The organism is Caulobacter sp. KR2-114 (assembly GCF_049446115.1).
Lineage (GTDB): Bacteria > Pseudomonadota > Alphaproteobacteria > Caulobacterales > Caulobacteraceae > Acaudatibacter.
This window is the reverse complement of record NZ_JBMSEC010000004.1, coordinates 468,321-491,896: the sequence shown is the minus strand read 5'-3', so window position 1 is coordinate 491,896 and position 23,576 is coordinate 468,321. Positions and strand designations below refer to the sequence as shown.

Below are 23,576 nucleotides of genomic sequence, written 5' to 3'. Positions count from 1 at the left end.
GTGTCGACAACCTTCCTCAGGTCAAGAAGCGAGCCCCATCATGCCCACGCAACGCGTCCATCTGGACAACAGCGCCCACCGCATCCCGCCCACCGCCGAGGCGGTCCGCCGGACCAATCCGAACCAGTGGATCGACGTCACCATCGGCGTGCGTCGCCGGCAGGACCTGCCCGACCTGTCGGCGCTGGACGAGACCTTGCCGGGCCAGCGCACCTACATGACCCACGATGAGCTCGCCCAGGGCTACGGCTCCGATCCGGCCTCGGTGGAGCGCATCAAGGCCTTCGCCGCGGCGCATGGCCTGGTGGTGGCCCGCGACGAGCCGATGTCGGCCCGCATGACCCTCGGCGGCACCATGCGGAAGATGTCGGACGCCTTCGGGGTCACCGTGTTCGACTTCACCGATCCCAAGCTGGGCGCCTTCCACGCCCGCACCGGCCGGGTCTCGCTGCCGCAGGAGGTGGCCGGCGACATCACCGGGGTGTTCGGTTTCAGCAACCAGCAGCACCTGCGGCGAGGCCGCCACCGCTCGGCAGGCCTGTCGCCGTCCACCGCGATGGCCACGCGCCGGCGCGCCTGGTTCTATCCGCAGGAGCTGGCGCCGCTCTACGACTTCCCGACCAACGACGCCTCCGGCCAGTGCATCGCCCTGCTGGAGTTCGGCGGCGGCGTGGAGACCGACGACGTCGCGGCCTATTTCAAGGCGCTCAAGCTGCCGGAGCCGGTCGTCCAGGTGATCGCCATCGACGGGGTGGACACCGATCCCCAGGCTGATCCGGACTCCACCGGCGAGGTGATGCTGGACATCGACGTGGCCGGGGCGATGGCGCCGGGGGCCAAGCTGGCGGTGTACTTCTCGACCTTCGACGAAAAGGGCCTGATCGACGCCCTCAGCGCGGTGATCGCCGACACGGTCAACAAGCCGTCGGTGGTCTCGATCAGCTGGGGCTGGGACGAGAATCAGAAATTCCAGACCGACATCCTGTGGTCGCCGGCGGCCATCGACCACGTGAACCACAGCTTCCTGGCGGCGGCGCACCTGGGCATCACCGTCTGCGTCTCCACCGGCGACGACGGCTCGGAGGCGCAGATGCGCGACGGTCGGGCGCACGTGAACTTCCCGGCCACCAGCCCGTATGTGCTGGCCGTGGGCGGCACCACCTTGCACAGCCATGCCTCGACCCTGGTCGAGACGGTGTGGAACGACGGACCCGGCAGCGGCACAGGCGGCGGGGTCAGCGACTACACGGCCCGGCCCGCCTGGCAGGCCGGGATCACGCCGCCCTCGATCAACCCCGGGGCCTTCGCCGGCCGCGCCATCCCCGACGTGGCCGCCAACGCCGACCCGAACACCGGCTACCGGGTGATGTCCGGCGGCGCCATGCAGACCGTCGGCGGCACCAGCGCCTCGGCGCCCCTGTGGGCCAGCCTGATCGCGCGGACGAACAAGGCGCTGGGGGCCAAGGTCGGCAACTTCAACGCCCTGCTGTACGGCCGGATCGGGCCGGCGGGCGTGCTGCGGGACATCGTCGACGGCAACAACGACACCGACGGCCTGCTCGACGGCCAGTACAAGGCCGGCCCTGGCTGGGACGCGTGCACCGGCTGGGGCTCGCCCGACGGCAGGAAGCTGCTGGCCGCGCTGGGCGGCGCTGCCGCGCCCGCCGCCGCCGCGGCGGTCACACCCCCTCCCAGCCCGGCGTGAACGGAAACCGCTCGGCCCAGAGGGCGGCCAGGCGCGGGTCGGCGTCGACCCGGCGGATGCCGTCGGCGAGCTTCGGCGCCGCGCGGTAGAAGCGGCTGCGGCCCTTCTCCGCCCAGCGGGAGATCACCGCGACGTAGAGGTCGAGCACCGACAGCTCGTCGCCCAGCAGATAGGCGCCGGGGGTCAGGCCGGCGTCCAGCACCGACCAGCACTCGGCGATGCGGGCCTTGGTGCGCGCGTTGATCTGGGCGGCGGCGGCCTCGCCGTCGACCAGGCGCTCGGGCTTGTCGCGGATCCAGAACAGCGAATAGACGGCCGCGGAGACGAAAGTCATCCAGCGCAGGAAGGCCGGACGCCCCGGGTCTCCGGGCGCCGCGCCCAGGCGTCCCGCGGGATAGGTCTCGGCCAGCCAGATCAGGATCGCGGCGCTCTCGGTCATCAGCGTTCCGTCCGGCAGCACCAGCGCCGGCACCTGGCGCATCGGGTTGACGGCGGCGATCGCCTCGGCGGCCTCGGGGTCGAACCAGGTTCCCATCTCGACCACGCGATAGGGAAGGTCCAGGATGGTCAGCGCGGCCTCGACCGCCACGCCGCCCGAGCCCGCGGCGCTGTAGAGGGTGAACATGTCGGACATGGCTTATCCCCAGGCTGCCAACAACATCTTGCGTGGGTGCGTTAACTCGCCGCTAGATGTTGCGGTGGTTACGGTTACCCTCATCGAACCTAAACGCCCTGCCGGGCGATTCGAGTCACCAGTGGAAAGCCGCCGTCCATGACCGCCAAGTCGTCCCTCGTCCTTCCCGGCCTGCTCACCCCGTCCAAGGGCTACAAGCCCTTCCGCTATCCGTGGGCGCACGAGTTCTGGAAGCGCCAGCAGCAGGTGCACTGGATGCCGGAAGAGGTGCCGCTGGGCGAGGACTGCAAGGACTGGGCGGCCAAGCTGAACGACAAGGAGCGCAACCTCCTCACCCAGATCTTCCGCTTCTTCACCCAGTCCGACGTCGAGGTGAACGACAACTACATGGAGCGCTACGGCCGGGTGTTCAAACCGACCGAGGTGAAGATGATGCTGGCGGCGTTCTCCAACATGGAGACCATCCACATCGCCGCCTACGCCCTGCTGCTCGAGACCATCGGCATGCCGGAGAGCGAGTTCTCGGCGTTCATGGAATACGAGGCGCTGAAGGCCAAGCACGACTACATGCAGCAGTTCGGCATCGACACGAACGCCGACATCGCCCGCACCCTGGCCATGTTCGGCGCCTTCACCGAGGGCCTGCAGCTGTTCGCCAGCTTCGCCATGCTGATGAACTTCCCGCGCTTCAACAAGATGAAGGGCATGGGTCAGATCGTCAGCTGGAGCGTGCGCGACGAGAGCCTGCACTGCGAGGGCATGATCAAGCTGTACCACGCGTTCAACGCCGAGACCCAGGTGGTGACCAAGGCGGTGGCCGACGACATCGTCGACTGCTGCAAGACGGTGGTCGGCCTTGAGGATCGCTTCATCGACCTGGCCTTCGAGGCCGGCGAGGTGCAGGGTATGACGCCCGAGGACATCAAGGGCTACATCCGCTTCATCGCCGACTGGCGCCTGCGCCAGCTGAACCTGCCGGCCGTCTACGGGGTGAAGGAAAACCCGCTGCCGTGGCTGCAGAGCCTGCTGTCGGGCGTCGAGCACGCCAACTTCTTCGAGGCGCGCGCCACCGAGTACTCCAAGGCCGCCACCAAGGGCGCCTGGCACGGGCCGGACGGCGTGTGGAGCGCGTTCGACGAGATGATGGAAAAACGCGCCGAACTCGGCCTCTCCACCCACTAGGGGCGGTTCGCTCGTGGCCGCGGAGCTCGCGCCGGCCGTCGCCGGGGCCACGCCGGATCTGCGGGGCGCCCTGCGCCTGAACGCCGTGCTGGTCGGCGTGATGCTGGCCTATGTGGCGATCACCTTCCTCGTCGCGCGGAGCGGCGGCGTGCCGTTCTCGCTGGGGCTCTACGCCGTCCTCTGGCTGGTGTTCGGCGGTCTCGGCGCGGCGGCCTTCGCGCTGCGGCGCCGCCTGCCGGCGCGCTGGCGGATCGGCGAGCGCGTGGTGCTGGCCGCGCCCGTGCTGCTGGTGGCCCCGGCCTTCTTCTCGGCCTTCACCTCGCTGAAGAGCGGCCTGGCGCAGCTGCACCCCTATACCTGGGACGCCGCCATCGCCGGATGGGACCGGGCGATCTTCGGCCAGGACGCCTGGCGGGTGCTGCAGCCGGCGCTGGGCCACCCGCCGATCACCTTCGCCCTCAGCGTGCTCTATTCCGGCTGGCATGCAGCCATGCTGACGATCTTCGGCGGCCTGTGCTTCAGCCTCGGACGGCCGGCGCTGCGCCTGCAGGCGCTGCTGGCGCTCGTCGCCTGCTGGGCCCTGCTCGGCACCTGGGGCGCCGTCGCCCTGGCCTCGGTGGGGCCATGTTTCGTCGGACCGCTGCATCTGCCAGGCCCCGACGGCTTCGCCGAACAGGCCGCCTATCTCAGGACGGCCAACGCCCAGCTGCCGATCTGGGAGTTCGCCGAACAGAGCCGTCTGCTGAACGCCGCGGCGGCGGGGCGGCCGGTGCTGGGCTCGGGCATCTCGGCCATGCCCAGCATGCACATCGCCGTGGCGTTCCTGATGATGCTGGTCGGCTGGCGCTTCGGTCGCCGCGCCGGCGTGGCCGGCAGCCTGTATTTCCTGGTGATCGTGGTCGGCTCGATCCACCTCGGCTGGCACTATTTCATGGACGGCGTCGTGGCGGCCGCCGGCGCCGGGCTGCTGTGGCTGGCGGCGGGCCCGGTGGCGCGCTGGACGGTGGCCGCCGCGGCCTAGAGCCCCAGCCCTAGCCGGGCGCGGTGGCCGCGGCGTCGGGTCCGCCGACGATCGGGGCGCCCAGCTCGCCCTCCCACTTGCCGACCACGGCGGCGGCCACCGAGTTGCCGATCACGTTGGTGGCGCTGCGTCCCATGTCCAGCAGGTGGTCGACCCCCAGGATCAGATAGATCCCCGCCTCCGGCAGCTTGAAGAAGCTCAAGGTGGCCATGATCACCACCAGCGAGGCGCGCGGCACCCCGGCCATGCCCTTGGAGGTGACCATCAGCAGCAGCAGCATGGTGATCTGCTGCCCGATCGACAGCGGGATGTTGTAGACCTGGGCGATGAACAGGGTGGCGAAGGTGCAGTACATCATCGACCCGTCCAGATTGAACGAATAGCCGAGCGGCAGCACGAAGCTGACGATCTTGCGCGGCAGGCCGAAGGTCTGCAGGCCCTCCAGCAGGCGCGGGTAGGCCGCTTCCGACGAGGCGGTGGAGAAGGCCAGCAGCCCGGGCCGCCAGGCGGTCTGCACCAGGGCGCCGACCCGGCGGCCGATCACCAGGAAGCCGGCCGCCACCAGCACGCCCCACAGGATGCCCATCGACAGGTAGAAGCCGCCGACGAACCGGGCGTAGGTCTGCAGCACACCGATGCCCTGGGTCGCCACCGTCGAGGCCAGGGCGGCGAAGATCGCCAGCGGGGCCACCCGCATGACGAAGTTGGTCACCTTCAGCATCACCGCGGCGGCCTCCTCGACCAGGGCGGTGATCTGCGGTGCGCGTTCGGGCAGGGCGGCGATCGCCGTGCCGAAGAAGATCGAGAACACCACGATCTGCAGGATCTCGTTGCGCGCCATGGCGTCGATGATCGAGGTCGGCACCACGTGGCCGAGGAAGTCCTTGAAGGTGAAGCTGGACACCTCCACGCCGCTGGCGTGGGCGGTGACCTCGGGCGGGGGCAGCGACAGGCCGGCGCCGGGTTGCAGCAGGTGCACCATGCCCAGGCCGATCAGCAGCGAGACGATCGAGGCGCTGACGAACCAGCCCAGGGTCTTGGCCCCGATGCGGCCGACGGCGGCGGCGTCCTCCATGTGGGCGATGCCGGCCACCAGGGTGGTGAACACCAGCGGCGCGATGATCATCTTGATCAGCCGCAGGAACAGGTCGGTGATCAGCGTCAGGTTGCCGGCCACCGCCTTGGCGTCGGCGGGGGCCAGCCAGTGGTTGCAGCCCCATCCCACCAGCACCCCCAGCACCATGCCGGCGACGATGAAATAGGTGAAGGTGCGGCTCATGCGCGGATCCCGGGCGTGGACAAGGCGCCTATCTCATACGGCCGCGCGCCCAGGTCCATGGCAAAGCACGCGCCGGCGCTCCGCGACGCCCGGCCGCTGCCGCTTTACCATCGTTACAAGCGACTGACATGAAAAGGAAATGTCGGTGTGGGACCTGCCCCGGACGGTCGGGGGCAGGCATGGCGCGGGACGTGGTCATCGAGGGCGAGGCGCGCGCGGGTGGGGTGACGGCAGGCCCGCACGCAGGGCGGTGGCGCGCGCGGCTGCTGGCCGGCGGCGCCCTGACCCTGCTGGCCACGACCGCCCTGGCCCAGTCGGCGCCGGCCGACCCGAAGCCCGGCGCGGCGGCGGCGACGTCGCATCGATCCGCCGCCGAGGCCGACGAGGCCGCCGACCGCGCCGACGCGGTGGCGGGCGTGACGGTCACGGCGCAGCGCGAGCGGCCGCAGTACGGCGCGGTGGTCGGCGACATCAAGCCGGAGCTGCAGATGTCCCCCGCCGACATCCAGTCCTACGGCGTCAGCACGGTGACCGAGCTGCTGGACGAGCTGTCGCCCGAGACCCGCAGCGATCGCGGCCGCGGCGCCAGCGCCCCGGTGGTGCTGCTCAACGGTCACCGCATCTCCAGCCTGGGCGAGGTGCAGAACATCCCCACCGAGGCGATCCTGCGCATCGACATCCTGCCCGAGGAGGTGTCGCTCAAGTACGGCTATTCGGCCGACCAGCGGGTGGTGAACATCGTGCTGAAGCGCCGCTTCCGCGCGGTCACCGGGGAGGTCGCCGGCGGCGGGACCACCGAGGGCGGCGATGCCACCGGCCAGGTCGAGATCGACCAGTTCCAGGTGCGCCGCGACACCCGCTTCAACCTGGACCTCAAGTACCAGGCCGCCGGCGGCCTGACCGACGCCGAGCGGGGCCTGACGGAACCCGCCGCGGGCGCGCCCTACGACCTGGCGGGCAATGTCGTTTCCCCGACAGGCGGTGAGATCGACCCCGCGCTGAGCGCCCTGGCCGGCCGGCCGGTGACCGTGGCCGGCGTGCCGGCGGTCGCCGGCGCCGGGCGGCCCCTGACCCTGAGTGACTTCGCGCCGACCGCCGGCGTCGCCAACGTCACCGACACCGCCGCCGATCACAGCCTGGTCCCCGCGACGCATCAGCTGACCGCCAACGTCGTCGCCGCCCGGCCGATCTTCTGGGGCATCAACGCCACCGCCAACGTCACCCTCGGCGCCACCCACAGCGACAGCCTGCAGGGCTTGCCGGGCGTCAGCCTGCTGGTTCCCGCCGGCGATCCGTTCTCGCCGTTCGCCGGACCGGTGGCGGTGGATCGCTATGTCGCCGGCCAGGCGCCGCTGCGCCAGACGTCGGACGGCTGGACGGCCCATGTCGGCTTCGGCTTCAACCGCGACGTCGGCGACTGGCGGCTGACCCTGACCACCGCCTACAACCACGCCGACACGGTCACCCACACCGGCCAGGGGCTCGACGCCGCCGGCCTGCAGGCGCTGCTGAACGCCGGCTCGACCACGCTCGATCCGTTCGGCCCGCTGCCTGCCGAGCAACTGGCGTCGCGGCCGCTGAACCTGGCCAGGGCCGTCACCGACGGCGGCAACATCCAGATCCTGGCGGCGGGGCCGCTGCTGAAGCTGCCGGCGGGCAACCTCTACGTCAGCGCCAAGTTCGGCGACGTCGCCTCGGCCGCCAGCTCCAGCGTCTGGGACGACACGCAGGTGCGCGCCCAGTCGCTGGCGCGCAACGACGTGCAGGCGCTGCTCAACATCGACCTGCCGATCGCCAGCCGGTCCCGGCGGGTGCTGGGCTTCCTCGGCGACCTGTCGCTGAACAGCAACGCCGCGGTGGACCGCTATTCCGACTTCGGGGCGCTGACCACCCTGGGGTTCGGCCTGAACTGGACGCCGATCAAGGGCTACAACCTGATCGTCTCGGAGACCCGCGACCACCTGGCGCCCACCCTCGCCCAGCTGGACGGGCCGGTGCTGGAGACGCCGGGGGTGCGGATCTTCGACTATGTCACCGGCCAGACGGTGAGCGTCACGCAGGTCACCGGCGGCGAGGCCAGCCTCAAGGCCGACAGCCGGCGGGTGATCAAGGTCGGGCTGACGATCAGGCCGATCGCCTCGCGCGACCTGACCTTCACCGCCAACTACGTCGACAGCCACATCGACGGCGCCATCGGCGCCTTCCCGGCCGCCACCGCCGGCCTGGAGGCGGCCTTCCCGGCGCGGTTCGTGCGCGACGCCAACGGGGTGCTGGTGGAGGAGGACCTGCGGCCGCTGAACTTCGCCAGCCAGGACCGCCAGGAACTGCGCTGGGGGGTCAACTTCTCCATGCCCGTGGGCAAGCAACCGCGGCGGCCGCCGTTCGATCGACGCGCCTTCCTGCGCGGCCGCGGGCGCGGCGAGGGCGGCCGCAGGCCGGAGGCGGACGGCGACTTCGAGCCGCCGCCTGGTCCGCCGCCGGATGGCATGCCCCCGCCGCCGGGCGCGGACGGCGGCGGTCGCGGCGAGCCCGGCTCGGGCCGCGGCCAGGGCGGTGGCGGATCGGGCGGCGGCCCGGACGGTCCTGGCGGTGGAGGACCGGGCGGTGGGGGACCGGGCGGCGGCTTCGGCGGGCCTGGCGGCTTTGGCGGCGGCGGCTTCGGGGGCGGTGGCTTTGGCGGCCGCGGCTTCGGTGGCGGTCGCCGCGGCTTTGGCGGCGGCCCGCCGGTGGGCGGCCGCTTCCAGGTGGCGGTCTACCACACCATCATCTTCAAGGACCGCTACCAGGTGGCCGCCGGCGGCCCGGCCCTCGACCTGCTGAACGGCGCGCCGGCCGGCGGCTCCGGCGGCCAGTACCGCCACGAGGTCGAGGCCCAGCTGGGCTATACCAACCAGGGCTACGGCCTGCGCCTCAGCGCCGACTGGCGCAGCGCCACTACCGTCGCCGGCGGCGCCATGGGTCAGACCGGGACCCTGAACTTCTCGGACATCGGCACACTGAATCTGCGGCTGTGGGACGACTTTTCCAGCCAGCCGAAGATGCTGATCAAGCACCCGTTCCTGCGCGGCGTGCGGCTGACGCTGAACGTCAGCAACCTGTTCGATCAGCGCATCAAGGTGACCAGCACCGCCGGCCCGACGCCGCTGATCTACCAATCGGCCTTTCTCAATCCCACCGGCCGGGTGGTGTCGCTGAGCCTGCGCAAGATTCTGTACTAGCGCGCCCTTTGCCGCGACTTGCGCCACGCGGCCTCGCCAAACCACGGGTTGACGGCCTATATCGGGCCATGAACCCAGAGAAAGACGCAGCCGCCATCGTCGAGCGGCTTATCCAGACCTACGACGACTCCGTCGCCGCCCTGCGCACCGCCCTGAAGGCCTTCATGGCGGACGGCATGGCCCCGGACCCTGCCCTGCGCCAGGGCCGGGCCTTCTCCTATCCGGAGCTGAGGCTCACCTACCGGCCGTCCGGCCCGCCGCCGAAGCTGGCGCGCTCCTATGCCCGGTTCAGCGCGCCGGGCGCCTACGCCACCACGATCACCCGCCCGCGGCTGTTCCGCGACTACCTGACCGAGCAGCTGACCCTGCTGATGACCGATTTCGAGGTCGAGGCCGAGGTCGGGCGCTCCACCCAGGAGATCCCGTTCCCCTACGTGCTGGACGGCGCCTCGGACATCGAGCTGGCCGACGTCACCTCCACCGAGATCGCCCGGCACTTCCCGACCACCGAGCTGGCCTTCATCGGCGACGAGGTGGCGGACGGCTTCTGGGACCCGGCGCTGGAGGCCGGCCGGCCGCTGGCGCTGTTCGACGCCCTGCGCACCGACTTTTCCCTCGCGCGCCTGGCGCACTACACCGGCACCCCCGCCGAGCACTGCCAGCAGTTCGTGCTGTTCACCAACTATCACCGCTACGTCGACGAGTTCGTGCGCTGGGGCGCCGCGGAGCTGAAGCGGCCGGACACCCCGTACGAGAGCCTGTCGTGCGTCGGCGGGGTGGTGATCACCAAGGACACCCCCGACCCGGACAGCGCCATCAACTCGGCCGCCTGGCGCAAGCACCAGATGCCGGCCTATCACCTGACCGCGCCGGGGCGGCAGGGGGTGACGCTGATCAACATCGGCGTCGGGCCCTCCAACGCCAAGACCATCACCGACCACCTGGCCGTGCTGCGGCCCGAGGCCTGGCTGATGATCGGCCACTGCGGGGGGCTGCGCTCGACCCAGGCGATCGGCGACTATGTGCTGGCTCACGCCTACCTGCGCGATGACCACGTGCTGGACACCATCCTGCCGCCGGAGATCCCGATCCCGCCGATCGCCGAGGTGCAGGTGGCCCTGAACCGCGCCGCCGAGGTGGTCACCGGCGAGACCGGCGATGCGCTGAAGGCCCGCCTGCGCACGGGCACCGTGGTGACCACGGACGATCGCAACTGGGAGCTGCGCTATTCGCTGAGCGCCCTGCGCTTCAACCAGTCGCGGGCGGTGGCCATCGACATGGAGAGCGCCACCATCGCCGCCCAGGGCTACCGCTTCCGCGCCCCCTACGGCACCCTGCTGTGCGTCTCCGACAAGCCGCTGCACGGCGAGATCAAGCTGCCCGGCCAGGCCAACGCCTTCTACGAGCGGGCGATCAGCCAGCATCTGCGCATCGGCATCGTCACCATGGACCTGCTGCGCCAGGAGGGGCCCCGGCTGCATTCGCGCAAGCTGCGCAGCTTCGACGAGCCGCCGTTCCGATGAGCGAAAGGCTCCAGGCGGCGCCTGGAGCCTCCCGATCCGCGGCTGCGTCCGGAGCTAGTGTGCGTAGCCGCGCTCGATGGCCTCGCGTTCGGTGAGTTCGCGCTCGCCGCCCTGGGCGTCGGCGGTGCGGATCGCCATCGGGGCGACGCCGGAGGTGTCGTCGGCGGCCGAGATCATGCAGCCGCCGGTGTCCATCAGCCCGTGCTGGCCGACGCAGAACAGGTCCTCGTACTGCGGACCGGCCACCGCCATGCACTGGTAGAAGTTCAGCTTGGCCATCTTCAGGCAGTTGATGCTGACCAGGTCGTTCAGCAGCGGCTGCACGCGCTCGGCGTTGGCCTCGCCGGCCTGGCCGAGCACGGTCAGGGCCGCCAGGGCCATGCCGCGGGTGACGGTGCTGGAGCGGGTTCCCGCGCCCGGCTGGCCGGCCTCGCCCGCCGAGACCGTCTGCAGCAGGTGCTGGATGCGGCTGTCGTCCTTGCGCACCGGCTGGGCCGAATTGGCCTTCACCCGCGCCAGGGCGCCCTGCGGATCGGCGACGAAGGCGCGCGACCACGCCTGGTGCTGCACGTCGTAGGCCGACTGCTTCACCGCCTTGCCGGCGCCCATCACGTCGGCGCCGCGGCTGTGCAGCACCGCGGCCACCCGCGCCGCGGTCTGGTCGGCGCCGGGGATGCCCATCACGCTCTGCGGCTGGGCCAGGATCTGCTCGGCCATGTCCTGCGGATTGACCCCCAGGCGGCGCACCTGCGCCACGAAGTCCGGGTCGTGCAGCGCCACCAGGGCGGCGTAGGCGATGGCGCCCGTCTCCAGCTGGCGGGTCTCGTAGCTCGAGCCGGCGTCGACCACCTTGGCCACCTGGCCGCCGTCGGCGAACTGGGCGCGCACCTGGGCGGCCGAGGTCATGAAGTCGTCGAAGGCGCTGGCCGCTTCCAGCAGGCGCGGGTCGATGTCGAAGCCCGGGCGCGGGGCCGGCGGTGCGGCCATCACGGCTGGCGCGGTCGGGGCGGGGGCGGACACGGTGTTGTCGGCGAACAGCAGGGGGCCTTCGTCAGCCCGTGCCGCGGCGTCGACCCCGTGGTCCTGCGCCGTGCGCGCCGCCTGCCAGCGGACGTATTGCGCATCGAGGGTGTGGTCCTTCACGCCGGGCGGCAGGGGCGTGTCCGGCAGCCCGGAGAACTCGTCCGTCGCGCTCAGCGCCGGCGCGGGCATCACCGGAACCGGACGGATGAACTGCGACTGCGACTGGGCCATGGCCTGTCCGGCCAGCCCGCCCAACAACGCCACGAAGGCGCACCCCTGCATCAATTTGCGCATCACTTGACCCCTCAACCGAGGCCCCGATTGCGCGCTTGAGCCAGTCAACAAATCCCAAAATAATAGTGTAAAATCAGCTTTAACTATAAAAAGAATCCAGTGAATACCGTATACGTCGCAGTATTCGTGGATGATCTGCCACAATTGCTACAACCGGTGCGACGTGGCGGTACAACTTGTCGCAGGCATCGGTCGGCTTGCTGACAAAGTACTGGCCGGCGCCGCATTCCCGCCGGATGCGAGGCGGCGGCGCCGGGCTTCAGTCATTGGACGGTCAGCACCGCCTTGCCGGTGTAGCGGCGGGCGACGAGGTCTGCGGCGACCTCGGCGATGCGTTCCCACGGGGCCTCGATCTCGATCATCGGGTCGAGGGTTCCGGCGGCGACCAGGCCGGCCAGTTCGGCTAGGGCGGGGCCGGGCGGGCTGTGCTGGAACTCGTAGCCCAGGAACAGGCCGTACAGGCTGGTCCCCCCGGCCCGGAAGGCGGAAGCGTCGAAGGTAGTCACCGGGCTGTCCGAGGCGCCGAACAGCACCACCTCGCCGCCCGGGTTCAGCCGCCCCAGCGCCGAGCCCAAGGTCTGGCCGCCCACCGATTCCAGGATCAGGTCATAGTTGCCGACAGCCCCCTCCAGCATCGGCCCGTAGGCCACGGCGGCCGCGCCCAGCTTGCGCACCAGCGCCTCGCGCTCTGGCGAGCGGATCACCGCGGTGACCTCGGCGCCCCAGTGCGCGGCCAGCTGGATGGCGAACACCCCGACCCCGCCGGTGGCGCCGGTGATCAGCACGCGCCGGCCCTTCAGCTCCGGCCGACGCCGCAGCGAGGCCCAGGCCGTGAGGCCGGCGACGGGCAGGGCGGCGGCCTGGGGGATGCTGATCCCCGGCGGCAGCTCGGCCATCATGAACGGCATGGCGGCGACCTGCTGCGCCCACGAGCCGGTGGCCATCACCCCGACCACCCTGGCCCCTGCCGCCGGGCCGCCGGACTCGGCCGCGCGCAGCACCGTGCCGGCGAAGTCCCAGCCGGGCCGGGCGCCCGGCGCGGCGTCGCTGAGGGCGGTCTTCACCTCGCCGCGGTTGAGGGAGATCGCCTCGACCCGCACCAGGGCCTCGTGCGGCCCGGGCTGGGGCGCGGCGACCTCGGCGATCGACAGCCTGCCCACCGCGGCCGGATCCACCACCACCGCCTTGATCACGTCCTGGGTCATCGTCGCGCTCCTCCGTCTGGTATACTATACCGTATAGTATTTTCCTTTCACCCGTCAATCGGGCTAGGACTGGCGCCATGGACCTGCCGGACCCCCACGCCGTCGAGACGCCGGGCTCAGCCCGTGACCGGGCGGCGGCCGAGCGCCGCGACGCCATTCTCGAGGCGGCCAAGGCGGTGTTCCTTGAGGAAGGCTACGAGCTGGCCTCGATGGACCGCATCGCCGAGCGGGCCGGCACCACCAAGCGCACCGTCTACGACCGCATGGGGCCGAAGGAGGCCCTGTTCGAGGCCGTCGTCGAGCGGGTCTGCGCCAACGTGAAGCGCGAGCTGCCCGGGCCGGACGACCTGCCGGCCGATCCGCGGGTCGGCCTGGCGGAGGCCGCGGCGCGGACCTTCCGCTACATGATCTCGCCCAACTGCGTGGGGCTGATCCGGCTGGTGGGGGCGGAGGCGGCGCGGCGGCCGCGAGCCGTCGCGACGCTGCGCGAGGCCTATGCCGTCGGCGAGACCAAGTTTCGCGCCTACCTCGACGCCTGCGTCGCCGCCGGATCCCTGAGGCCGCACGACACCGCCCTCTCCGCGCGCCTGTTCTGCGACGTCGTCAGCCACGCCGCCAGCCACCGCGCCCTGCTGGGCGAAGACCCCACCGACGAGACCGCCCGCCGCGCGACGGCCGCCGTGGCGGAGCTGCTGCTGGACCGCTGGGGGGCTTAGGGGCCGCGCTTCCCCAGGCCCCCTCCACCATTCGCCCTTCGGCCGAATGGTCCCCCTCCCCCGTTGCACGGGGGCGGAGTAGAAGCGCCGCCGTTTTTCGTCTCCTCCCCCGCTCAGCGAAGCGGAGCGGGGGAGGGGGACCGTCGGGCTTCAGCCCGAGGGTGGTGGGGGCCAGCGACGTCGCGACCGCCGCTCAGGCCAGGAAGCCGACCATCGCCTCGCGGAAGGCCGGCGTGGCCACCACCGCGCCGTGGTCGCCGGGCAGGGTCAGGGGGGTGCAGGCGGGCATGATGGCGGCCAGGGCCTCGACCGAGCCGTTGTCGTGGTCGTCTTCGCCCAGGATCGCCAGGGTCGGGGTCGGGATCGCCGCCAGCTCGGCCTTGGTGGTCGGGGCAAAGGCGGCCAGCACGCCCAGCAGGGCCGCGGGCTTCAGGCCCTGCGCCGCCATCGCCCGATGCAGCGCCCGGCCCATGGCCGGGTCGGCGGCCGCCTCGCCGTGGCGGATGGCGTCCTCGAACGCCTCGGCGCGAGGGCCGGCGTGCATGATGCCGAAGTCGCCCATGCCGCCCAACACGCAGCGGCGGGGACGCGCGCCGCGCACCAGCACCCGGGCCGCGGTGCGGCCGCCCATGGAATAGCCGGCCAGGTCGTAGTCGGTGAGCCGCAGGTGGGCGATCAGCGCCTCGACGTCGGCCGCCATGACGTCGGGCGGCCAGGCGCCCGGAGCCTCCGGGGCGTCGGAGGCGCCATGCCCGCGGCAGTCCGGGGCGATCACCCGGTGGCCGGCCTCGGCCAGGGCCTGGGCGACGCCGGGCGCGAACCAGTTGCGCTCGGCGCTGGACAGGAAGCCGTGCAGCAGCACCACCGGCCGGCCCTCGCCGAGTTCGCGCCAGGCCAGCCGTACGCCGTCGGCGACCTCGAAGCGGTGCGCCTGGCTCATGCCCGCCCTTCCCCGCGGCCTGCCGCCGCGTGACGTCTCGCCATTGTCATGTGGCCCGTCTAACAGGTTGCCCATGAGCAGACATCTGGCCTTCGACGGCGTCGAGAACTTCCGCGACTATGGCGACTATGCCGGGGCCGGCGGGCGGCGGCTGAAGAGGGGGCTGCTGTACCGCTCGGCCGCCCACGCCCAGGCCACCGACGACGACCTGGAGAAGATCCAGGCGCTGAACCTGGCGGCGATCGTCGACCTGCGGCGCAAGGGCGAGCGCGAGCGCCAGCCGTCGCGGCGCCATCCGCAGTTCTCCGGCCGGGTGATCTTCACCGACGAGGGCGACGTGGGCGAGGACCCGTGGCAGCTGTTCATCCGCCAGTCGGACCTCTCGGCCGAGGCCTTCCGCGGCTACATGTTCGACTACTACGACGAGGCGCCGTTCGTGGACCGGCACCTGTACCTCTACGCCGAGTACTTCAAGGCGCTGGCGGAGCTGGATGGCCCGGTGCTGATCCACTGCGCCGCCGGCAAGGACCGCACCGGCATCCTGGCGGCGCTGACGCACCACATCGCCGGCGTCTCCGATGACGACATCCGCGCCGACTTCCTGCTGACCAACAACCCCGAACGCCTGGCCAAGCGCCTGCCGATGATCCTGCAGGCGATGACCGAGATGTCGGGCCGCGCGCCCACCGAGGCGGCGGTGATGGTGGCGATGAGCGTCGAGGAGGGCTATCTGGAGCGCGCCTTCGCCGCCATCAAGGCGCGCTACGGCTCGCTCGACGCCTACCTGGAACGGGCGCTCGGGGTCGACGCGACGATGCGCGAGAGGCTAGAAGCGCGGCTGTTCGCCTAGAGCCTCCCGGTCAGGGCGCCGCACAACGAGGAACGCCTTGAAGAGCTTTGAACCGCCCCGTCGCATCCTGATGGGGCCCGGCCCCTCCGACGTCAGCCCGCGCGTGCTGTCGGCCCTGTCGCGGCCCACCATCGGTCACCTGGATCCGGCCTTCCAGGGCCTGATGGAAGAGATCAAGGAGGCCCTGGCGCGGTTGATGAACGCCCCCGGCTACGCCTGCCTGCCGCTGCCCGCCCCCGGCACCGCCGGCATGGAGGCGGCGATCATGAACCTGCTGGAGCCGGGCGACCTGGCCGCCGTGGCGGTGAACGGCCAGTTCGGCGAGCGGATGGTCGACATGGCCGGCCGCGCCGGGGCTGAGGTGCTGCGCATCGAGCACGACTGGGGAACCCCGGTCGACGCCCAGAAGGTCGCCGACGCCCTGAAGGGCCGCAAGGCCAAGGTGCTGGGCTTCGTGCACGCCGAGACCTCCACCGGCGCCCTGACCGACGCCGGCGCCGTGTGCGCCGTGGCGCAGGCGGCCGGCGCCCTGACCATCGTCGACTGCGTGACCTCGCTGGGCGGGGTGCCGGTGGACGCCGCCGGCTGGGGCGCCGACGTGATCTACTCCGGCACCCAGAAGTGCCTCTCGGCGCCGCCAGGCCTGTCGCCCTTCGCCATGAGCCCGAAGGCCCGCGAGGCGGTGGCCGGGCGCAAGGAGAAGGCCCGCAACTGGCTGCTCGATATGGGCCTGATCATGAGCTACTGGGGCGGCGAGGGCGGCCGCACCTATCACCACACCGCGCCGATCAACGCCCTCTACGGCCTGCACGAGGCCCTGGTGGTGATCGAGGAAGAGGGCCTTGCGGCCACCCATGCCCGGCACAAGGCGATGCACGAAGCCCTGGTGGCTGGGCTGGAGGCCGCGGGCCTGAAGCTGCTGGTCGCCGAGGGCCAGCGCCTGCCGCAGCTCAACGCGGTGCGCGTGCCGGACGGCATCGACGAGGCGCAGGTGCGCGCCCGCATGCTGGCGAAGTACAATCTGGAGATCGGCGCCGGCCTCGGCCCGCTGAAGGGCCAGATCTGGCGCGTCGGCCTGATGGGCGCCTCGGCCACCCCCTGGCACGTGCGCCTGTGCCTCACCGCCCTGACCGAGGCCCTGGCGGCGCAGAACTATCCCGACGCCGGCAAGGCCGCCCTGGCCGCCGCGGAAGCGAAGCTGGGGTAGCCTCTACCCTCCCCCTTGCGGGGAGGTACAGCCCGCGAAGCGGGCAGGGTGGGGGTTACCTGCCGACGCACAGGCCAAGCGCGTTGGCCGGCGCGCGGCGTCTCACTTCCCCACCCTGATCGCTATGCGATCTTCCCTCCCCATGAAGGGGAGGGAGGAAGCGGCTACAGCGAGCGCTTGATCTCTTCGACGGTGAAGCACTCGATCTGGTCGCCGGCCTTGATGTCCTGGAAGCCCTTGAACGCCATGCCGCATTCCTGGCCGGACTGGACCTCGTTGACCTCGTCCTTGAAGCGCTTGAGCGTCTCCAGGGTGCCGAGCTCGAGCACGACCACGTCCTGACGGACGATCCGCACCCGCGCGCCCTTGCGGACCACGCCCTCGACGACCTTGCAGCCCGCCACGCGCCCGACCTTGGTGATGTCGAACACCTGCAGCACCTCGGCGTTGCCCAGGAAGGTTTCCCGCTGGATCGGCGCCAGCATGCCCGAGAGCACGCCTTTGATGTCGTCGATCAGGTCGTAGATGATCGCGTAGTAGCGGATCTCCACGCCTTCCTTCTCGGCCAGGTCGCGGGCCTGCTTGGAGGCGCGGACGTTGAAGCCGATCACCGGCGCGCCGGCGCCCTTGGCCAGCATCACGTCGCTCTCGTTGATGCCGCCGGCGCCCGACAGGATGATGCGCGCGCGCACCTCGTCGGTGGCCAGCTTGTCGAGCGAGCCGACGATGGCTTCGGCCGAGCCCTGGACGTCCGCCTTGATCACCAGCGGCAGTTCCGAGACCTTCTTGTCGGCCAGCTTGGCCATCATGTCGGCCATCGACGAACCGGCGCCGACCGGGGCCAGCGAACGCTCGCGCTTCTGGCGGATCCGGTACTCGGTCAGCTCGCGGGCGCGGGCCTCGTTCTCCACCACGGCGAAGGCCTCGCCCGGGTCGGGCGCGCCGTCCAGGCCGAGAATCTCCACCGGCGTCGAGGGCGCGGCCTCGGTCAGCTGCTCGTCCCGCTCGTTGAGCAGGGCGCGCACGCGGCCGAAGTTGGCCCCGGCCACGACGATGTCGCCGCGCCGCAGGGTGCCGCGCTTGACCAGCACGGTGGCCACGGCGCCGCGGCCGCGGTCGAGCTTGGCCTCGATGACCACACCCTCGGCCGTACGGTCGGGGTTGGCCTTCAGGTCCATGACCTCGGCCTGCAGCAGGATGGCTTCCAGCAGGTTCTCCAGGCCGGTCCGCTTCAGGGCCGAGACCTCGATCACCTGGGTCTCGCCGCCGAGGCTTTCCACCACGATCTCGTGCTGCAGCAGCTCGTTGATCACCCGGGTCGGGTCGGCGTCCGGCTTGTCCATCTTGTTGATGGCCACGATGATCGGCGCATTGGCCGCCTTCGCATGCTGGATGGCCTCGATGGTCTGGGGCATCACGCCGTCGTCGGCCGCCACCACCAGCACCACGATGTCGGTGACGTTGGCGCCGCGGGCGCGCATGGCGCTGAACGCCGCGTGGCCCGGGGTGTCGAGGAAGGTGACCTTCTCGCCGTCCGCCAGCCGCACCTGATAGGCGCCGATGTGCTGGGTGATGCCGCCGTGTTCGCCGGCCGCCACGTCCGTGGCGCGCAGGGCGTCCAGCAGGCTGGTCTTGCCGTGGTCGACGTGACCCATCACCGCCACGACCGGCGGGCGGGGCATCAGATGATCGTCGATGTCGGCGTCGGCCAGGAAGCCGGTCTCGACGTCGCTCTCCGACACGCGGCGCACGGTGTGGCCGAATTCGGTGGCCACCAGTTCGGCGGTGTCGTTGTCGATCACGTCGTTGATCTTCAGCATCACGCCCTGACGCATCAGGAACTTGATGATCTCGACGCCGCGCACGGCCATCCGCTGGGCCAGTTCCTGGACGGTGATGACGTCCGGGATGACCACTTCGCGGGCGATGCGCGACTGTTCGACGTGACCCTTGCGCTTTTCGCGCTCGCGTTCGCGGGCCCGGCGCACCGAGGCCAGCGAGCGCATGCGTTCGACGGCGCCCTCGTCATCCCCGGCCACGGCCTGGATGGTCAGGCGGCCTTCGCGCCGCTTGGGCTCGCCCTTGGTGCGGGACACGGCCTTGGCGTTGGCCGCATTGGCCTTGCCGCGGCGCGCCTCTTCCTCGTCGAAGTCCGGACGACGGTCGAGGTTCAGGCTGCCGGGACGCGGCGTCTGGCGGGCGGCGCGCTGGATCTCGGGACCGGCCGGCGCGGCGCCGGCGGCCGGCGGACGCGGGCCTCCGGGGCGCGGGCCGCCGGGACCACGGGCGCCCGGCGCCGGGCGCGGGGCCAGGGCCGAATAGCGCACCGTCTCGCCCGGGCGGGCCGGCGGACGGTCGCCGCCGCGATCGCCACGCGGCGCCTCGCTGCGCGGACCGTCGCGGAAGCCGCCGCCGGGACCGCCCTCACGCGGCGGGCGCTGCTGGTAGCCGCCTTCGCGCGGGGCGCGCTGGTTGAAGGCGATGTCCGGGCGCGGCGCGCCGCCTTGCGGCCGGTCAGGCCGATAGGTGGTGGTGCTCTGGCGGTCGTCGCGGCGGGCCTGCGAGGGATCGTAGGTGCGCGTCTGGCCGGGCGCAGGACCGCGATCCTGGCGCGGCGCCGAATGGCTCTGCGCCGCCGGGCGGTGTTCCGGCGCGCGGGCGATAGGCGCCGGCTGCGGCGCGGGACGCGGAGCCTGGGGTTGCGGCGTCGGCGCGGGAGTCGGGGCCGGCGCGGCGGCCACCGGCTGCGGGGCCACGGGCGGCGGGGCCGCCGGCGGCGGCGCGGCCGGCTGGGCGGCGACCGGTTGCGGCGCAGGCGCGGGCGCCGGGGTCGGCTCGACCGGCTTGGGCGCAGGGGCCGGCTCGGCGGCGCGGGCGGCCTCCGCCTCGCGGCGGCGGGCCTCCTCGGCCGCACGGGCGCGGGCCTCGGCCTCGGCGGCCTGGCGCTCCTGCTGCTGGCGGGCGAACTCCGCGGCCACCTTCTGGCGGGCGAGGCGCTCCTCCTCCGACAGGCCGCCGGCGGCGGACGACGGCCCGGAAGCCGGGCGCGGCGCGGGCGCGGGGCCGCGAGTGTCGAAGGTGCGCTTCTCGGACGACGAGGGCGCGGCGAGGTTCGGCGCAGGCGCATCGATGCGCCGGCGCTTGGTCTCCACCACCACCGTCTTCGACCTGCCGTGGCTGAAGGTCTGCTTCACCACCCCGGCGCTGACCGCCCCGCCGCTGCGCGGCTTCAAGGTCAGGGGCGCGCGGCCCCCCTGGCCTGAGTTGGACCGGTCGTTTTCGTTGTCGTCCGTCATGCGCTCGCTTGACTAAATCCAACCGGGCACATCGCCCGGCACACAAATTCGAAATGCCTCAAGGGGCGGGGAAGACCCCGCCCTTTCAAGGCTCCTCGCGCCAACTCTCAGGGAAGAGCGGACGGAAGCCAGATAGTCGCCGGGCGTCGAAAGTCCAGCGATCAGCAGTCCGCCCCGCAAGGCAGGCGCTGTGTACCACATTCTCGGCGCCCAAGGCCAAACCCAATTCGCCCGACGTGAACAGACCGATCACGATCGGCGCCGGCTGCACCTTGCGGGCCACGGACAGCAGCTTGCCGCGACCGTCCGCCGCGCCGTCCAGGGCCTCCACCAGCACCGCCACCTTGCCGCCGCGCAGGGCGGTCGACACCTTCTCGAAGCCCAGCAGCAGCTCGCCCGCCCGCCGCGCCAGGCCCAGCCCCGCCAGCAGCCGCCGGGTCAGCAGGTCGGCGACCTGGTCGGCCAGGTCCGCCGGCGCCGTCAGCTTGGCCTTGGCCGCCCGGGAGAACAGACCCTTCTTCGCCGCGGTCTCCACCGAGGCGCGGTCCGCCGCCACCCAAAGGCCGCGACCCGGCAGCTTGCGCGCCACGTCAGGCGTCACCACGCCCTCCGGACCCGCCACGAAGCGGATCAGGCGCTCTTCGTCCATCACCTCGCCGGTGACGATGTCACGGCGTTCGCGGGCGGCCTCGGCGAGGGTGGCGGGGGGCATGGGCTTTGGGCTCAGCCCTCCGTCTGGCCGCCCTCGATCACGGCTTCCTCCGCCGCGGCCTCGGCGCCCAGCGCCTCGTCCTCTTCGGCGAATTCTTCCTCGATCTCGGCTTCCGGCTCGATCCAGCCCATGGCCACGCGGGCGCGCATGATCAGGGCCTCGGCGTCCTCGGCGGACAGGTTGAAGCTTTCCAGTATGCCCGGCTCGCGCACCCGCTCGCCGTCCTTGGACTCGTAGTAGCCGCGGATGTCGTCCGGAACGAGGCCGGCCAGGTCCTCGACGGTCTTCACGTCGCCCTGGCCCAGGGCCACGGCGATCGGCAGGCTCACGCCCTCGATCTCCAGCACGGCGTCCTCGACGCCCAGCTCGCGGCGCTTGGCGTCGTATTCGGCGGCTTCCTTTTCCAGGTAGTCACGGGCGCGCGCCTGGATTTCCTCGGCGGTGTCCTCGTCGAAGCCCTCGATCTGAGCGATCTCGTCGGCCTCGACATAGGCGACGTCCTCGACCGTGGCGAAGCCCTCGGTGACCAGCAGCTGGGCGATCACCTCGTCCACGTCCAGGGCTTCCTGGAACAGGGCGGTGCGCTCGGCGAACTCGCGCTGGCGGCGCTCGCTCTCCTGGCTCTCGGTCATGATGTCGATCTGCCAGCCGGTCAGCTGGCTGGCGAGACGGACATTCTGGCCGCGGCGGCCGATGGCCAGCGACAGCTGTTCGTCCGGCACCACCACCTCGACCCGCTCGTCCTCCTCGTCCATCACCACCTTGGTGACTTCGGCGGGGGCCAGGGCGTTGACCAGGAAGGTGGCCTCGTCCGGGTTCCACTGGATGATGTCGATCTTCTCGCCCTGCAGTTCGGCGACCACCGCCTGCACGCGGCTGCCGCGCATGCCGACGCAGGCGCCGACCGGGTCGATCGACGAGTCGTTCGACACCACCGCCATCTTGGCGCGGCTGCCCGGGTCGCGGGCCACGGCGCGGATCTCGATCACCCCGTCGTAGACTTCCGGCACTTCCTGGGCGAACAGCTTGGCCATGAAGCCGCCGTGCGCGCGGCTGAGCATGATCTGCGGACCCTTGGTCTCGCGGCGGACGTCATAGATGTAGGCGCGCACCCGGTCGCCGACCTGGAAGGTCTCGCGCGGGATCGACTGGTCGCGGCGCATGATGCCTTCGCCGCGGCCCAGGTCGACGATCACGTTGCCGTACTCGACCCGCTTGGCCACGCCGTTGACGATCTCGCCCACGCGGTCCTTGAATTCTTCGTACTGGCGCTCGCGCTCGGCCTCGCGGACCTTGCCGGTGACCACCTGGCGGGCCATCTGGGTCTGCACCCGGCCGATCTCGAACGGCGGCAGGATCTCCTCGTAGACCTTGCCGACCGTGGCGGTCTTGTCGTCGCGCAGGGCGTCGGAGATGCGCTTCTGGGCGTACTCGTTGACCTCCTCGGCGTCGTCCTCGACCACGGTGACGTAGCGCTTGAAGGTGGTCTCGCCGGTCTTCGGGTCGACCCGCACGCGGATGTCGTGCTCGGCGCCATAGCGGGCGCGGGCGGCCTTCTGATAGGCCTCCTCGATCGCCTCGATCACCACCTCGCGCTCGATCGACTTCTCGCGGGCCACCGCGTCGGCGATCTGGAGCAGCTCCAGACGGTTGGCGGCAATGCCGGTGACACTCATGGGATGACGTCCTCTTCGTCGGTATCTTGGTCGTTCGTTTCGGGGGCTTCTTCGGCCAGCCGGGCCGCGCGGGCCTCGGCGCCGCGTTTCATCAGTTCGTCGGTCAGCACCAGCTTGGCGTCGATGATCCAGGCGAACGGCAACAGGGCGGTCTCGTCCTCGCCTTCCAGGTTGAGGGCGACGTTGTCGCCCTCGATCCCGGCCAGCTCGCCCTTGAAGCGCTTGCGCCCCTCGGCCAGGCGGTCCAGCTCCAGCCGCGCCTCGAAGCCCTCGAAGGTCTCGAAGTCCTTCAGCCGGGTCAGCGGCCGGTCGATGCCGGGGCTGGAGACCTCCAGGGTGTATTCGCCGCTGATCGGGTCGGCGGCGTCCATCACCTGCGAGATCGCCCGCGACAGGGCGGTGCAGTCCTCGACCAGCATGGTCCCGTCGCTGGCCCGCTCGGCCATGATCTGCAGCCGCCGCGTCTCGCGCCCGCCCATCAGGCGCAGGCGGACGATCTCATAGCCCGCCGCCTCGGCCACGGGGTCGAGCAGCTCCAGCAGGCTCAAATCTTCGGCGGTCTTCCCGCGCAAGCTTGGCAACTCCAACGGCAAACAAAAAGCGGCGGGCCTTCCGGGCCGCCGCTCGTAAGCGCCATCCAGCGCTAACGGACGATGAGGGGCCTATATAGCAAGCCGGCTGCCGAATGTCAGCCCCCCTCGCGGTCCCCCCGCAGACGCTCGTTGATCGCCAGGCTGGTCTCCATGCGGGCCAGCTGCTCGGGGGTGGCCTCGGCCTGGTGCAGCGCCTTCCACTGCGCCTGCGGCATGCCGTAGACCAGCTCGCGGGCCGCCGCGCGATCCAGGGCGCCGTCCGACGCCTCGCTCAGCCAGTCGCCCAGGCAGTTGCGGCAGAACCCCGCCAGGCCCATCAGGTCGACGTTCTGCGCATCGGTGCGCATCTGCAGATGCTCGACCAGGCGGCGGAAGGCGGCGGCGGCGAGCCTGTCATCGATCTGGGCCACGGCGGTCTCCTGCATCGGTGGGGGCCGATCCTTAGCGCATCGGGCGGGCGCGGCGTAGCCTCCGCGGCTTGACCTGACATCCTCCCCGCCTG

The 23,576-nt window shown here is 71.4% G+C and carries 18 protein-coding genes; 8 read left to right on the top strand and 10 right to left on the bottom strand.

Annotated elements, in window-relative coordinates:
* Positions 1-40: 40 nt before the first annotated feature.
* A complete protein-coding gene (locus ACO2Q3_RS17450; RefSeq protein ID WP_423308816.1) occupies positions 41-1,705 on the top strand; it encodes a S53 family peptidase in 1,665 nt (554 codons plus the stop codon).
* On the opposite strand, the gene ACO2Q3_RS17445 is transcribed toward ACO2Q3_RS17450, so the two are convergent.
* On the bottom strand, positions 1,680-2,339 hold the full coding sequence (locus ACO2Q3_RS17445) for a glutathione S-transferase family protein (protein WP_423308814.1): 660 nt from the start codon (positions 2,337-2,339) through the stop codon (positions 1,680-1,682). The genes ACO2Q3_RS17450 and ACO2Q3_RS17445 overlap by 26 nt on opposite strands.
* 138 nt (positions 2,340-2,477) lie before the next feature.
* On the opposite strand from ACO2Q3_RS17445, the gene ACO2Q3_RS17440 reads away from it, so the two are divergent.
* Positions 2,478-3,521, top strand: coding sequence for a ribonucleotide-diphosphate reductase subunit beta (locus ACO2Q3_RS17440; RefSeq protein WP_423308812.1), 1,044 nt, complete (start codon positions 2,478-2,480; stop codon positions 3,519-3,521).
* Between the two features lie 13 nt (positions 3,522-3,534).
* A complete protein-coding gene (locus ACO2Q3_RS17435) occupies positions 3,535-4,542 on the top strand; it encodes a phosphatase PAP2 family protein (RefSeq protein ID WP_423308810.1) in 1,008 nt (335 codons plus the stop codon).
* 10 nt (positions 4,543-4,552) lie between these two features.
* Here the strand turns inward: ACO2Q3_RS17435 and ACO2Q3_RS17430 are convergent, their stop codons facing one another.
* Positions 4,553-5,821 (bottom strand): dicarboxylate/amino acid:cation symporter, encoded by a 1,269-nt coding sequence (locus ACO2Q3_RS17430; protein ID WP_423308808.1) that lies wholly within the window; start codon positions 5,819-5,821, stop codon positions 4,553-4,555.
* Positions 5,822-6,000: 179 nt separating this feature from the next.
* On the opposite strand from ACO2Q3_RS17430, the gene ACO2Q3_RS17425 reads away from it, so the two are divergent.
* Both ACO2Q3_RS17425 and ACO2Q3_RS17420 read left to right on the top strand, forming a co-directional pair.
* Positions 6,001-9,039, top strand: a complete 3,039-nt coding sequence (locus ACO2Q3_RS17425; protein WP_423308806.1) for a TonB-dependent receptor — start codon at positions 6,001-6,003, stop codon at positions 9,037-9,039.
* 68 nt (positions 9,040-9,107) lie between these two features.
* Positions 9,108-10,562 carry an AMP nucleosidase gene (locus ACO2Q3_RS17420; RefSeq protein WP_423308804.1) on the top strand — a complete coding sequence of 485 codons (1,455 nt, stop codon included), beginning with the start codon at positions 9,108-9,110 and terminating at the stop codon, positions 10,560-10,562.
* A 54-nt stretch (positions 10,563-10,616) separates the two neighbouring features.
* Here ACO2Q3_RS17420 and ACO2Q3_RS17415 read toward each other — a convergent pair whose 3' ends face one another.
* Complete coding sequence (locus ACO2Q3_RS17415) at positions 10,617-11,879, bottom strand: hypothetical protein (RefSeq protein ID WP_423308802.1); 1,263 nt, start codon at positions 11,877-11,879, stop codon at positions 10,617-10,619.
* A gap of 263 nt (positions 11,880-12,142) precedes the next feature.
* Positions 12,143-13,084: a zinc-binding dehydrogenase gene (locus ACO2Q3_RS17410; protein WP_423308800.1), complete on the bottom strand. Its 942-nt coding sequence runs from the start codon at positions 13,082-13,084 to the stop codon at positions 12,143-12,145.
* A 77-nt stretch (positions 13,085-13,161) separates the two neighbouring features.
* On the opposite strand from ACO2Q3_RS17410, the gene ACO2Q3_RS17405 reads away from it, so the two are divergent.
* The gene (locus tag ACO2Q3_RS17405; RefSeq protein WP_423308798.1) at positions 13,162-13,800 is read left to right on the top strand and encodes a TetR/AcrR family transcriptional regulator; all 639 of its coding nucleotides are present in this window, start codon (positions 13,162-13,164) and stop codon (positions 13,798-13,800) included.
* A gap of 193 nt (positions 13,801-13,993) precedes the next feature.
* On the opposite strand, the gene ACO2Q3_RS17400 is transcribed toward ACO2Q3_RS17405, so the two are convergent.
* On the bottom strand, positions 13,994-14,740 hold the full coding sequence (locus tag ACO2Q3_RS17400) for an alpha/beta fold hydrolase (protein ID WP_423308796.1): 747 nt from the start codon (positions 14,738-14,740) through the stop codon (positions 13,994-13,996).
* A 73-nt stretch (positions 14,741-14,813) separates the two neighbouring features.
* Here ACO2Q3_RS17400 and ACO2Q3_RS17395 point away from each other — a divergent pair, with 73 nt between their 5' ends.
* Together ACO2Q3_RS17395 and ACO2Q3_RS17390 are read left to right on the top strand one after the other, a co-directional pair.
* Entirely contained in the window at positions 14,814-15,590 is a 777-nt protein-coding gene (locus ACO2Q3_RS17395; protein WP_423308794.1) for a tyrosine-protein phosphatase, read from the top strand.
* A 37-nt stretch (positions 15,591-15,627) separates the two neighbouring features.
* Positions 15,628-16,797 carry a pyridoxal-phosphate-dependent aminotransferase family protein gene (locus ACO2Q3_RS17390; protein ID WP_423308792.1) on the top strand — a complete coding sequence of 390 codons (1,170 nt, stop codon included), beginning with the start codon at positions 15,628-15,630 and terminating at the stop codon, positions 16,795-16,797.
* Positions 16,798-16,961: 164 nt separating this feature from the next.
* On the opposite strand, the gene infB is transcribed toward ACO2Q3_RS17390, so the two are convergent.
* The 5 genes from infB to ACO2Q3_RS17365 all read right to left on the bottom strand — a co-directional run bounded on the left by infB (position 16,962) and on the right by ACO2Q3_RS17365 (position 23,484).
* A complete protein-coding gene (gene infB / locus ACO2Q3_RS17385) occupies positions 16,962-20,093 on the bottom strand; it encodes a translation initiation factor IF-2 (RefSeq protein ID WP_423308790.1) in 3,132 nt (1,043 codons plus the stop codon).
* Positions 20,094-20,178: 85 nt separating this feature from the next.
* On the bottom strand, positions 20,179-20,805 hold the full coding sequence (locus tag ACO2Q3_RS17380; protein WP_423308788.1) for an RNA-binding protein: 627 nt from the start codon (positions 20,803-20,805) through the stop codon (positions 20,179-20,181).
* A gap of 11 nt (positions 20,806-20,816) precedes the next feature.
* The gene (gene nusA / locus ACO2Q3_RS17375; RefSeq protein WP_423308786.1) at positions 20,817-22,481 is read right to left on the bottom strand and encodes a transcription termination factor NusA; all 1,665 of its coding nucleotides are present in this window, start codon (positions 22,479-22,481) and stop codon (positions 20,817-20,819) included.
* A complete protein-coding gene (gene rimP, locus ACO2Q3_RS17370) occupies positions 22,478-23,053 on the bottom strand; it encodes a ribosome maturation factor RimP (RefSeq protein ID WP_423308784.1) in 576 nt (191 codons plus the stop codon). Before rimP ends, nusA begins: the two co-directional genes overlap by 4 nt.
* A gap of 116 nt (positions 23,054-23,169) precedes the next feature.
* A complete protein-coding gene (locus ACO2Q3_RS17365; RefSeq protein ID WP_423308782.1) occupies positions 23,170-23,484 on the bottom strand; it encodes a DUF1244 domain-containing protein in 315 nt (104 codons plus the stop codon).
* Positions 23,485-23,576 lie beyond the last annotated feature (92 nt).

What these genes read in the sequence shown, in the direction of transcription:
- ACO2Q3_RS17430 (WP_423308808.1), bottom strand. Translation starts at nt 5,821, where the DNA reads ATGAGCCGCACCTTCACCTATTTCATCGTCGCCGGCATGGTGCTGGGG.
- ACO2Q3_RS17420 (WP_423308804.1), top strand. Translation starts at nt 9,108, where the DNA reads ATGAACCCAGAGAAAGACGCAGCCGCCATCGTCGAGCGGCTTATCCAG.
- ACO2Q3_RS17400 (WP_423308796.1), bottom strand. Translation starts at nt 14,740, where the DNA reads ATGAGCCAGGCGCACCGCTTCGAGGTCGCCGACGGCGTACGGCTGGCC.
- ACO2Q3_RS17450 (WP_423308816.1), top strand. Translation starts at nt 41, where the DNA reads ATGCCCACGCAACGCGTCCATCTGGACAACAGCGCCCACCGCATCCCG.
- ACO2Q3_RS17395 (WP_423308794.1), top strand. Translation starts at nt 14,814, where the DNA reads ATGAGCAGACATCTGGCCTTCGACGGCGTCGAGAACTTCCGCGACTAT.
- ACO2Q3_RS17410 (WP_423308800.1), bottom strand. Translation starts at nt 13,084, where the DNA reads ATGACCCAGGACGTGATCAAGGCGGTGGTGGTGGATCCGGCCGCGGTG.
- ACO2Q3_RS17440 (WP_423308812.1), top strand. Translation starts at nt 2,478, where the DNA reads ATGACCGCCAAGTCGTCCCTCGTCCTTCCCGGCCTGCTCACCCCGTCC.
- ACO2Q3_RS17380 (WP_423308788.1), bottom strand. Translation starts at nt 20,805, where the DNA reads ATGCCCCCCGCCACCCTCGCCGAGGCCGCCCGCGAACGCCGTGACATC.
- ACO2Q3_RS17425 (WP_423308806.1), top strand. Translation starts at nt 6,001, where the DNA reads ATGGCGCGGGACGTGGTCATCGAGGGCGAGGCGCGCGCGGGTGGGGTG.
- ACO2Q3_RS17445 (WP_423308814.1), bottom strand. Translation starts at nt 2,339, where the DNA reads ATGTCCGACATGTTCACCCTCTACAGCGCCGCGGGCTCGGGCGGCGTG.
- infB (WP_423308790.1), bottom strand. Translation starts at nt 20,093, where the DNA reads ATGACGGACGACAACGAAAACGACCGGTCCAACTCAGGCCAGGGGGGC.
- ACO2Q3_RS17405 (WP_423308798.1), top strand. Translation starts at nt 13,162, where the DNA reads ATGGACCTGCCGGACCCCCACGCCGTCGAGACGCCGGGCTCAGCCCGT.
- ACO2Q3_RS17415 (WP_423308802.1), bottom strand. Translation starts at nt 11,879, where the DNA reads ATGCGCAAATTGATGCAGGGGTGCGCCTTCGTGGCGTTGTTGGGCGGG.
- nusA (WP_423308786.1), bottom strand. Translation starts at nt 22,481, where the DNA reads ATGAGTGTCACCGGCATTGCCGCCAACCGTCTGGAGCTGCTCCAGATC.